The sequence below is a fragment of the Hydrogenophaga sp. genome (assembly GCF_018780385.1).
In the GTDB taxonomy this organism is placed as follows: Bacteria; Pseudomonadota; Gammaproteobacteria; order Burkholderiales; family Burkholderiaceae_C; genus Hydrogenophaga.
On record NZ_JADMJO010000152.1, the window covers coordinates 1 to 11,075 of the forward strand.

At 63.3% G+C, this 11,075-nt stretch carries 11 protein-coding genes; 7 read left to right on the forward strand and 4 right to left on the reverse strand.

The genetic code is table 11. The features are described 5' to 3' along the window. Window positions 1–153: 153 nt before the first annotated feature. Window positions 154–1,107 carry an MBL fold metallo-hydrolase gene (locus IV113_RS25330; RefSeq protein ID WP_291091099.1) on the reverse strand — a complete coding sequence of 318 codons (954 nt, stop codon included), beginning with the start codon at window positions 1,105–1,107 and terminating at the stop codon, window positions 154–156. A 56-nt stretch (window positions 1,108–1,163) separates the two neighbouring features. Then, a complete protein-coding gene (locus tag IV113_RS25335) occupies window positions 1,164–1,901 on the reverse strand; it encodes a hypothetical protein (RefSeq protein ID WP_291091083.1) in 738 nt (245 codons plus the stop codon). 229 nt (window positions 1,902–2,130) lie between these two features. On the opposite strand from IV113_RS25335, the gene IV113_RS25340 reads away from it, so the two are divergent. Then, window positions 2,131–3,000, forward strand: a complete 870-nt coding sequence (locus tag IV113_RS25340) for a permease (RefSeq protein ID WP_291091085.1) — start codon at window positions 2,131–2,133, stop codon at window positions 2,998–3,000. On the opposite strand, the gene phhA is transcribed toward IV113_RS25340, so the two are convergent. Together phhA and hppD are read right to left on the reverse strand one after the other, a co-directional pair. Then, on the reverse strand, window positions 2,922–3,776 hold the full coding sequence (gene phhA, locus IV113_RS25345) for a phenylalanine 4-monooxygenase (protein WP_291091088.1): 855 nt from the start codon (window positions 3,774–3,776) through the stop codon (window positions 2,922–2,924). The genes IV113_RS25340 and phhA overlap by 79 nt on opposite strands. A gap of 11 nt (window positions 3,777–3,787) precedes the next feature. Further along, complete coding sequence (gene hppD, locus IV113_RS25350; RefSeq protein WP_291091090.1) at window positions 3,788–4,909, reverse strand: 4-hydroxyphenylpyruvate dioxygenase; 1,122 nt, start codon at window positions 4,907–4,909, stop codon at window positions 3,788–3,790. 118 nt (window positions 4,910–5,027) lie between these two features. Between hppD and IV113_RS25355 the strand changes: the two genes are divergently transcribed. From IV113_RS25355 to IV113_RS25380, 6 genes are all read left to right on the forward strand, one after another. Then, window positions 5,028–5,501, forward strand: a complete 474-nt coding sequence (locus IV113_RS25355; protein ID WP_056267558.1) for an Lrp/AsnC family transcriptional regulator — start codon at window positions 5,028–5,030, stop codon at window positions 5,499–5,501. 108 nt (window positions 5,502–5,609) lie between these two features. Beyond that, window positions 5,610–6,347, forward strand: a complete 738-nt coding sequence (locus IV113_RS25360; protein ID WP_291091092.1) for a GNAT family N-acetyltransferase — start codon at window positions 5,610–5,612, stop codon at window positions 6,345–6,347. Window positions 6,348–6,444: 97 nt separating this feature from the next. Beyond that, the gene (locus IV113_RS25365; RefSeq protein ID WP_291091094.1) at window positions 6,445–7,311 is read left to right on the forward strand and encodes a transporter associated domain-containing protein; all 867 of its coding nucleotides are present in this window, start codon (window positions 6,445–6,447) and stop codon (window positions 7,309–7,311) included. A 61-nt stretch (window positions 7,312–7,372) separates the two neighbouring features. Further along, window positions 7,373–9,211 (forward strand): apolipoprotein N-acyltransferase, encoded by a 1,839-nt coding sequence (gene lnt, locus IV113_RS25370; RefSeq protein ID WP_291091095.1) that lies wholly within the window; start codon window positions 7,373–7,375, stop codon window positions 9,209–9,211. A gap of 127 nt (window positions 9,212–9,338) precedes the next feature. Further along, the gene (locus IV113_RS25375; RefSeq protein WP_291091097.1) at window positions 9,339–10,799 is read left to right on the forward strand and encodes a hypothetical protein; all 1,461 of its coding nucleotides are present in this window, start codon (window positions 9,339–9,341) and stop codon (window positions 10,797–10,799) included. A gap of 104 nt (window positions 10,800–10,903) precedes the next feature. After that, on the forward strand, window positions 10,904–11,075 hold a 172-nt coding region (locus IV113_RS25380), incomplete at its 3' end, for a glycine--tRNA ligase subunit alpha (protein WP_291091101.1).

Sequence of the window (11,075 nt, forward strand, 5' to 3'; positions counted from 1 at the left end):
CGCCGATGATAGTGCGGGTTCCCGTGTGAAAGTAGGTCATCGTCAGGCTCTTACCCAGCCCCCAAACCCCCTCGTGCCTTATGGTGCCTGGGGGTTTGGGCTTTTGGGGATCTGAATCTCCGATCGCCTGTATTGCTCCAGATCGAAGGCCATTCAAGCGTTGTAAATGTATCCCGAGTCGATACGAAGTGCGTGACTCGCACTCAGTTCGCTTAGCAAGGCTTCGAGTGATTCGCGTAAAAAGTGCTCGGTAGTGAGGTTTGAGCGTTGCTCAATGGAGGCGAGGTAGGGCGTGTTCCGGTACCAGTCGAAGAGATCGTCAATCGACACGGCTTGCCATTCGAGCAGTTTGAATTTGATGAGGACTTTGAGGGCATGTCGGCGGTGTTTGACTGGATTCTTGGTGAATTGATCGAGCCGACTTCTGGCTCGCTGCAATGCCCCGACCAAGTCCTCAAATACCGAGCCATGTCCTGGAATGATGATGCTGGGCGCCAAGCGCTCGATCAGATCCAAGGTGTCTGCGACTTCATCGAAGGCGTCGACGCCTTCCAGCTCCGGGAAAACGATGCCAAAGCCGTTTTCCCACAAAGCATCCGCTGAGATAAGGATGCGCCCGGCGGGTTGAAAAAGGATCACGGAATGCGGATCGTGGCCTTTTGCCGCGTGTATTTCCCATGTGTCTAGCCCCAGTCGCATGCTGGTTCCTGGAATCAACACGCCCTGATGAGTGAACGCGGGACATGACTGTCCAGTGGGGACGTAGGTCAGCGCAACCGGATCCCATTGCGCCACCGCCGCCGCCTGACCCGGTGGAATCAGGGTTTGCAGACGAGGAAACGCGCTTTGCAGTTGAGCGTTGCCTCCGCAGTGATCGCTGTGAAGGTGGGTGTTCAACAGCAGATCCAGAGAATGGCCGTGCAAGTTGTCCCGCAGCAATGCGAGCGTTTGTTGTGCATGGGTGCAGTAGCCTGAGTCAACCAGGGCGCTGGATCCATCGCCCTGCAGCAGGACGTTGTTGGATGACAGCCAGCCCCGTTCAAAGACGGTGATACCGCTCTCGACGAGGTTTGAAATGACGGTGCGCTTGTCGTGGGGGGAAGGCATTCGTTGCATCGCGTGTGGTGAGGAACAACTGTTGAAGGTTGCCATGTGGCCAGCGGTCAACCGAGGCGCACCAGTTCATGGCTCAGGGCCGCGCTGCAGGCGTCCAGTGGCTGGTCAAAGAGTGCGGCGATCCACCGCGACTCGCGTTCTTGGATTGTGTCAAGAAACGCGCGCGCACCACCCAGTGCGAAGAACGCGTCGAAACCGCTTTCAAGAAAATGCTGCAATGCATCCAGTCCCGCCACACGGGCTGGATTGCGCATCATCCTCAGGCCCAGACGCAGGCTCTTCATGCGCGTCAGGCGTTGCAGTTCAAGCCCCATGTGCTGAACCACGGACAATTGGCGATCTCGATCGGCCCGGGCATCGGTCATCCGCCAGCTCAGGATGTAGCGTGTGGCCGTGGGGAGTACGCTGTCCAGCGTGAGCCAGTGTGTGGCAAGTTGTTGGTCCAGCACCTCGGTGAGAGCGTGCGTCTCGGCCAGGTCCACGGCGAGTTGCGCAACCGCTTCGGGGAAAAAGCGCTCCAGGGCGCCCGCGATTCGCGAGAACTGGGCATCGCGCTGTGCGAAGTCGTGCACGCCATACAGTTCGTCGAGGAAAAAACGGGTCGCTGGGGCGTATCGTACTTGCCCCAAAAAGTCGGAATACGTGGCGCGAAACCGGAGGGCCTGCAATCGTTTGATGTCGTCAACAGCCGACTGAAGTCCTTCAGTTTGTGCCCGCAGGCGCAGCTGTTCCACGCGCACGAGATGCGCCCTTATCAGGTCTGCGGCGGCGGGATTCTCGCTCATGGAGGACTGGAGGCTTGCGAAGAGTCTAGACGGAGAGCCTTACGCAAGGTGTCGCGGATGGTGACCGCGGACCTGGGCATCCCCACGTGAGCCATGCGATAGTTTGGAAATGAAATCGCCTACTCCATCCTTGGCCGTTCCAAGCCGTCCAGTGTCTTCCTCGCTTGCGAGGCTGCAACAGGCGATTGTCCTCCTGGCTTTCGTTGTCGCCGGGGCATGGCTGTGGTGGATGGCTCCCCGTTCCGCTATCTGGGCATTCGCGGGCGTGGGCACCGTGTTCTTGGGGTATGCCGTCATTCTGGCGGTGGAGATGGTCGCTGCCGCGATGGTCAACCGCGAAGATGTGGCGGCCAGGGCCAATGCGGCCCAATGGATATCGGCTTGGTGGCAAGAGGTGCGGGTGGCGCCGCTCGTGTTTGCATGGCGACAGCCTTTTTGCTGGCGACAACTGCCGGACAGCGCCGAGACGCAGGTCTCTCAACGGGCGGTGGTCCTGGTCCATGGATTTGTCTGCAACCGCGGGTTCTGGTTGCCTTGGATGAAGCGTCTGCGAGCCCTGAACGTGCCCTACGTGTCGCTCAACCTGGAGCCGATCTTCGGGTCGATTGACGAATATGTGCCGCTCGTGGACGCCGCTGTGGCGCGGGCCACGGCGTTGTCAGGCCTGCCGCCGAAGCTTATCTGCCACAGCATGGGCGGACTGGCCGCAAGGGCGTGGCTGGCCAGTTCAACCGACGCAGCTGCCCGCATCGATAGGGTCATCACGATCGGAACGCCGCACCGCGGCACCTGGCTGGCACGCTTCAGCCACCTGAACAACGGACGCCAGATGCGCCACGACTGTGACTGGCAGCAGGACCTGCTGTCCCGCGAGCTGCTGCTCCACGCCCAGCGCAACGCCAATCGGTTTGTCTGCTGGTACAGCAACACCGACAACATCGTTTTTCCGGCCTCCACGGCCACATTGCCCGGCGCCGACAACCGCCTGGTGGTCGGGGCCCCTCACGTGGCGCTGGCGTTTCACCCGAGGGTGATGGACGAATCGCTGGCGATGGTGGCGTCGGCCGGGAGTTCGCCCAGCGAGCGCACCGCGTCATAGAGCGGCGCGAAGTCGGGTGCGGTCATCTCGAACAGCTGCTCGAAGCTGTCGATGACGAAGTAGGTGGCCTGGTAGTCGTCGATCTTGTAGCGTGTGCGCATGCAGCGCAGCAGATCCAGCGAGATGCGCTGTGGCTGCGGGCTGGTGACGCTGTGGCGCAGCTCACCCGACGAACTGAGGATGCCGGCGCCATAGGCCCGCAAACCATCGGCCTGGCGGATCAGGCCGAATTCGATGGTGTACCAGTACAGCCGTGAAAGCAGTTCGCCCGCGCCCAGGTCGTGTGCTTTCAGGCCGCCCGCACCGTAGCGCTGCACGTAGTCGGCGAACATCGGGTTGAAGAGCAGCGGTACGTGGCCGAACAGGTCGTGGAACACGTCGGGCTCGACCACGTAGTCGAACTCCTCGGGCTGGCGGATCCAGTCGGTGACGGGGAAGCGCCGGTGGGCCAGCAGATCGAAGAATGGGCGTTCCGGGATGAGGCCGGGCACCGCCACAATTTCCCAGCCAGTCGCGGGCTTGAGGCGTTCGTTGATCTCCTCGAAGCGTGGAATGCGGTCCTTCACGCCAAGCGAGGGCAGCGCATCAATAAAAGCATCGCAGGCCAGCCCGGGCAGCAGCGCGGTCTGGCGCTCGTAGAGCCGACGGTACGTATCGTGGTCGGCCGAGGTGTAGGAGGACCAGTTCTGTGGGCAGGTGTAATCGGCCTGCGCGCGCGAGTAGTCGCCGCGCGGCGGGCGGTCACTGGCGCCATAAACGACGGGTTCAACAGCCATGGCGTGCTCCGTCAGGCTTTGAGCACGCCACGGCGCACTTGGTCCAGTTCCATCGTCTCGAACAAGGCCTTGAAGTTGCCCTCGCCAAAGCCCTGGTTGCCTTTGCGCTGGATGAATTCGAAAAAGATCGGGCCTAGCTGGTTCTCGCTGAAGATCTGCAGCAGCAGCTCGCCGGGCATACCGTCCACGAGGATGTTGCGTTGCTTCAGTGCTTCCACGTTTTCACCGTGGTTCGGGATGCGGTTGGGCAGCAGCTCGTAGTAGGTTTCGCTCGTGTTGAGCAGCTTCACGCCACTGAGCTCCAGTGCGTCGACCGTGTCGTACAGGTTGGTCGAGCCCATGGCGATGTGCTGGATGCCTTCGCCGCGGTAGCGGTCCAGGTATTCCTGGATCTGGCCCGCTTTTTCGTTGCCTTCTTCGTTGATCGGAATGCGGATCTTGCCGCAGGGGCTGGTCATGGCTTTGCTCTTCACGCCGGTGGCCTGGCCCTCGATGTCGAAATAACGCACCTCGCGGAAATTGAACAGGCGCTCATAAAAACCGGCCCACTCGTCCATGCGGCCGCGGTGCACGTTGTGCGTGAGGTGGTCGATGTAGGTCAGGCCGTGGCCATGCGGATTGAGTTCCGCACCGGGCAGGGGCTCGAAGTCCACGTCGAAGAAACCGATGTTGCCGATGTCGCCCTCTTGGGCGCCATTCTTGCCACGCCAGCGGTCGATGAAATAGATGATGGAGTCGCCAATGCCCTTGATGGCGGGAATGTTCAGTTCGCCGGGGCCAGCCGACTGCGCATAGCCCCACGCGCCGAGCGCGATGGCGCGCTCGTAGGCCGCTTTGGCATCGCGCACGCGGAAAGCAATCGCGCACACACTGGGGCCATGCAGGCGCGCGAAGCGCTGCGCAAAGCTGTCGGGCTCGGCGTTGATGATGAAGTTGATCTCGCCCTGGCGGTACAGCGTCACGGCCTTGTGGCGGTGCTTCGCAATCGGCTTGAAGCCCATGCGTTCGAACAGCGCGCCCATGGCCACTGGGTCGGGCGCAGCGTATTCAATGAACTCGAATCCGTCGGTGCCCATGGGATTCTCCCATTCGGTGGCGGCGGTCTGGGCGGTGGTGGGCAAGGCGTTGTTCATGGCTGTCTCCATAGGGCGAGGGGGTGATTCGCCACTGTATCGGCGCAGCGTGTCACGATTCCGGCGTTTTGGGGCGCTCCACTTGTCCTTCTTGCAGGAAACCTGCATAGTTCGCTAAATGGAAGCACTGGACAAGCTCGACAGACACATTTTGCGCAGCCTGCAGGCCGACGGCCGCGCCACCTACGACCAGATCGCCGAATCCGTGGGCCTGTCGCCCAGCGCTGTGCTGCGGCGCGTGCGCCGGCTCGAAGAGGCGCACGTCATCGACCGCTATGTGGCCCTGGTGCGCCCGGAAGCCGTGGGCCTGGGCCTCACGGCGCATGTGAACGTGCGGCTGGAGAAGCACGCCGGCAGTGCCAAGCGCAACCCCATGGACCAGTTTCGCGCCAGTGTGCTGTCCTGGCCCGAGGTGGTGGAGTGCGCGGCGCTCACCGGTGAGATGGACTTTCAACTGCGCCTGGTGGTGGCCGACATGGCGGCCTACTCACGCTTCATGATGGACACCTTGCTCAAGCACCCGAGCGTGCAGGACTGCAAGACCAGTTTCGTGATGGACCGTGTGAAAAGCACCACCGCTTTGCCGCTTTAGACCTTGACGCGTGGCGACCGGCGGTCGTCTTCTTCCCGCCCATCGGGTGCCTGGGGGTTTAGGGACATCAGTCCTTGTCGATATAGGGATAACCCTTACAGTTCTGCCATGGTCGTTCCCACCCGTTGGTTCAAGTCTGCAACACCGCCCGTCCAGGCGCCGGTCGGCGCAGTCGCGAGCGGCACTCGTGCGCCCAACGACCACAGCTTTCCGTCCACCAGCGTGGTGGTGCCCATCCGCTCCATCGGCCCAGGCCAACGCGACCGCATCCTGGACCACCTGCTGTCGCTGGAGCCGCACGACCGCTACCTGCGCTTTGGATACGCGGCCAACGACGAGCAGATCACCCGCTATGTGGACCAGCTCAACTTCGAGCGCGACGAACTCTTCGGCATCTTCAACCGCAAGCTCGACCTGATCGCCATGGCCCACCTGGCCTTCTCGATCGATCCCCAGTACACCAGTTGTGCCGAGTTCGGCGTGTCGGTGGCCAAGAGCGCCCGCGGCCGGGGCTATGGCAGCCGGCTCTTCGAGCGCGCTGTCATGCACGCACGCAATGAAGGCGTGACGCAGTTGTTCATCCATGCCCTCTCGGAGAACACCGCCATGCTCAAAATTGCGCGCCACGCAGGCGCCATCATCGAGCGCGACGGCTCCGAGTCGGAAGCACACCTGCGGCTGCCACCGGCCAATTTCGATTCGCGCGTGACCGAACTGGTCAACCAGCATGTCGCCCTCACCGATTACCATTTGAAGGCCCAGGCCAAACAGTTCTGGCGCTTGCTTGCCGTGCTGCAAGACATTCGCCAGGGTGTGCGCGAAGCACGCGAACGCGTGCGCGGCTGACGCCGTCCGCGAGAGCGGTGGCGGCCTGGCCGCGTTTTTGCTCTGAGACACCGGCTTGGGGTATCCTTTCGCACCGTTACAACTCCCCCAACCTTCAGTGGCCGAATCCCCTCCCAGTAGTGGGCCGCAGCGCAGCCTGCGGCATGCCGACAAACGTGGTTTCCTGCAAAAGCTCGCGGAGTTCATCCACCCCGGGCCGGATTCCAAGGACGAGCTGATCGAGACCCTCGCCGACGCCGAGGACAACGACATCATCAACGCCGAGTCGCGGGTGATGCTCGAAGGCGTGATCCGCATCGCCGACATGACCGCTGGCGACGTGATGGTGGCCACGCCGCGCATGGATGTGCTGGACATCGATGCGCCCTACGACGAGTTGCTTCATCTGGTCATCGACACCGCGCACTCGCGCTTTCCGGTCTTTGAGGGCGAGCGCGAAAACATCATCGGCATCCTGCTGGCCAAAGACCTGCTCAAGCTGCAGCGCGCGCCCGAACTCAACATCCGCGCCCTGCTGCGCCCGGCCACCTTCGTGCCCGAGACCAAGGGACTCAACGACCTGCTGCGCGAGTTCCGTGGCAACCGCAACCACCTGGCTATCGTGATCGACGAGTTCGGCCGCGTGGCCGGCCTCATCACCATCGAGGACGTGCTCGAGGAAATCGTCGGTGAGATCGAAGACGAATTCGATGTGGCCGAGGACGAGGGCGACATCTTTGGTCTGGCCGACAGCACCTGGCGCGTGAGCGGTGACACACCGATCGAACGCATCAACGAATCCTTCGGTCTGAAGCTGTCGGAAGACGACTTCGACACCATCGGCGGCATGATCGCCCACGCCATGGGCCACGTGCCCAAACGCGGCGAGGTGCACGAGCTCGAAGGCCTGCGCTTCACCGTGTTGCACACCAAGGGTGGCGCGGTGAAGTGGTTCAAGGTCGCGCCCGTCCCGGCCGAGCCCTGAAGCCGCCCGGTTTATGCGCAGCCTGTTCGGATCGCTTCACACGCCGTCGAGTTTCAACCCGATGAGCCGCCGTCCTCCGGGACGCAGCGCTCGAGGCAGCGGGTATTTCTGGTGGTGGATCTGCCTGGCAGGCGGTGTCCTGCAGGCGGCTTCCGTGGCGTGGCCGTTCTCCGGCTGGAGCTTGCCGGGCATGAGCGCAGGCCAACCCAGCGGCTTCTGGCAGATCGTTTCGCTGTCCATGCTGGTGTTGGCCCTGCAATACGCCACGCGCGTGGGGCAAGCGGCTTGGCGGGGCTGGGTGTTTTCCACGGCATGGCTGTCCGGCACCTTCTGGTGGTTGTTCATTTCACTGCACACTTATGGCGGGCTGCCGGCCTGGCTGACGGTGGTGGCGGTGCTGGCGCTGGCGGGCTTGCTCTCCATCTACTACGCCGTGGCCGTGGGCCTGTTGTGCAGCTGGGCGCCGGTTTCGCGGACCGCCCAGGCGCTGTTGTTTGCATCGCTCTGGACCTTGGCCGAGCTCGCGCGCGGCCACTGGTTCACCGGTTTCCCGTGGGGTGCTGGCGGTTACGCCCAGGTGGACCTGATGGCACCGTGGGCTCCGTTGGTGGGCGTGTACGGCATGGGTTTTCTGGCCGCCGTCCTGGCCTATGCGCTGGCTTCACTGATCTCCGGTTTGTGGCGGCGCGTGAGCACCTGGATGATGTCGCCGGTGAGCCGTCCGGTCGGGCGCAGCGCCGTGGGTTCGCGCATGGCCGCGCCGGGCCCGCGTGTGCAGGCCCGCGTGGTGCCGGGGCTCACGGACGGCTGGTGGGGCTTGGCACGCACGTGTCTCTTGCTGTTGGCGGTGGCGGCCCTGCTCGTGAGCATGCTGGCGGGGGGCCAAGCCTGGCGAACGCTGGGTCACCGCGGAACCACCAGCGCCGGTGAGCTGCGGGTCTGGCTGCTGCAAGGCAACATTCCCCAGGATCAGAAATTCGAGCCCGGCACCGGCATCGCTCAGGCTCTGTCGTGGTATCCACAACAGATTGGTCTGGCGGTGGATGCTGCGCGCGCCAACCCGGCCACCGGGCCGCAGCTGGTGGTGGCGCCCGAGACGGCCATTCCTCTGCTGCCCAACCAGCTGGGCGCCGAGTTCTGGAAACCGCTGCTCGGCAGCCTGGCGGATCAACCGGTGGGTGGCGTGAGCGCCATGGTCGGCCTGCCCCTGGGCAGCCTGGAGCAGGGGTACACCAATTCGGCGTGGGGTTTGAATCCCGAAGCGGCAGCGAAGGAGCGAGACCGGGTCGATGTGCCTGGCGCGCTCGGGGCTGGGATCTACCGCTACGACAAGAACCACTTGGTGCCGTTTGGCGAGTTCATTCCGCCGCTGTTTCGCTGGTTCACCGATCTGATGAACATCCCCCTGGGCGACTTCAACCGGGGTGGTCTGGCCCAGCCCTCGTGGGCGGTGGCCGGGCAGCGCATTGCACCGAACATCTGTTTTGAAGACCTCTTTGGCGAAGAGCTGGCGGCGTCGTTCGGCAGTGCAGCCACCGCTCCCACCGTGTTGATCAACCTCAGCAACATCGCCTGGTTTGGTGATTCGGTCGCCATCGATCAGCACTTGCAGATTTCCCGGCTGCGCGCCATCGAACTGGGCCGCCCCATGCTGCGCGCGACCAACACCGGCGCCACAGCCGTGATCGACCACACGGGCACGGTGACGCATCTGCTGGAGCGCATCACCCGCGGCCGACTCGAAGCCACCGTGCAGGGACGCAACGGCATCACGCCCTATGCCCAGTGGACCGGGCGCTGGGGGCTGATGCCGATGTGGGGCGCCTGCCTGGTGCTGGTGCTCGTCATTGCTTCGCTGCGCAGCCTCGGCCGGCGCGGCGGACGCACCCGCCGGCGCTGAGCACGCGCGCTGTGCATCAGCGATTCGACAGGAATCGCTCAGGACTCCATCAAACGCATCGCCAGGGGCCTTGATACAACCCAAGGTGCCCCGCCAACTCGGCGGGTAATTCTTGCGGGAGTTCTCCATGGCGTCATCCATTCCGTTCGACCATCCCTCGCTGGTGCTGGGTCATGTCGTCAACACCGACCTGCTCAACCTGCTGGAAAAGATTGCCAGCCTGCAGGCCAAGACCGATGCCGCTTTCGAGCGCATGAACTCGTTCATTGCCATGCGGCGCGGGCTGAGCATGACCATCAATGAACTGGTCGGCCTGGGCGTGGACATCACAGAACTCAAGGAACGGATTGTCGACCTGAACATGAAAGTGAGCGACGCGGCGCGCGACTACATGGCGGCGCGCATCACCAACGACACCGGCGTGCAGCAACTGCGCGAAGAGGTGGCGTCCATCGAGAACGTTGCGGGGCTGGAGAGTCCGCTGGATTTCACGGGAGTGCAGGTCGCGCGCCTGTCGCTGGCCTCCGATTCGATCAAGATTGACCTTCAGTATTTTTCCTACGGGAGCAACGACGACACCCAGGCCACCGCCATCTCGGGCATCGAGAGTGCGATCCGCGAAACGACCTCGACGCTGGGCCCCACCGCCCGGGAGGTGCCCAAGGCCGCCACGGCCCAGATCAGCCAGCAGCTCAAGAACCACAACCTGGTCGGCACGCTGGTGATCACCGCCAGCGCCACGCACCGATCATCGGCCATGCTGGAGCCGCTCAAGCTCGATGTGGACAAGGCGGTGGAAGTATGGAACAGCGTGCACAGCGGTGCTGGCGACGGCATCAACACCGCCGACCTGGCGTCGATGATTCAGGCGTCCGAAGCGCAGGAGGGCGCTGCCAATGCCAGGAAGCTCACGCTGCTCACGGGGGCGAACTACGGCTCCAGCTTCATCGGCATGGTGCACATGGTCAGCAACGAAACCACCGGCGCCGGCTTGCGCCCAGAGAAGGAAGAGGCTTTGCAGGAGCAGATGCGCTTGGGCGGGTGGATGAAAGCGGCCACCGGGGGGTTTGGCATCGATGAATCGGTGCTCGACAACGTGCGCAAGCTCCTCAGCACCCAGAACGTGTCCACACATGCCAACCTCATCGTGTTGGGGGCAGTGTCCACCCTGACGTCATCGCAGTTGCGCATGGGCGTGGCCACCTTGCTGGACGATCAGCCGCGCGCGATCGCTGGCTCGCCGGGCCAGCAGCACGAGGCACGGCAGACCCCCAGTTCCATGGCGGATGCATCGGTCAAAGGCGGGCAACAGTTGGCTCGGCAAAGTGGCTTGATGCAAAGCGTGATCCAGGGGCTGGGCGCTATCGACCAAGGAAGCAACAAGGTGGTGGACCTCAACACCTTGATGAACGCCTTCGACAACTACATCACCCAGGTCTCCGACACCCGATCCGTGGGTATTCCAATCAGCTTCTTCTTCAAGAAAATTTCCAAAGGACACATTGCCCGCCTGTGGCTCGACAAGTACTTCTCCATGGCCAAGGCCAAGGGCGATCCCGCGGCGGCCAAGAGCGCCGCGGCGAAGTGACCGGCTGCGCCGAGTGAGGCGGGGCGCGCCCGTAAAATCGGGTGTTTGCGCAGCCGTGGTCGGCGCGCTCCTTCCCCTTTCTTCGCGGCCCGCGCGCCAGCCTCATGTTGACCTTCCAGCAAATCATCCTGACCTTGCAGTCCTACTGGGACAAGCAAGGCTGTGCCCTGCTCCAACCCTACGACATGGAAGTGGGCGCCGGCACCAGCCACACCGCCACCTTCCTGCGCGCGCTCGGCCCCGAGCCCTGGAAGGCCGCCTACGTGCAGCCCAGCC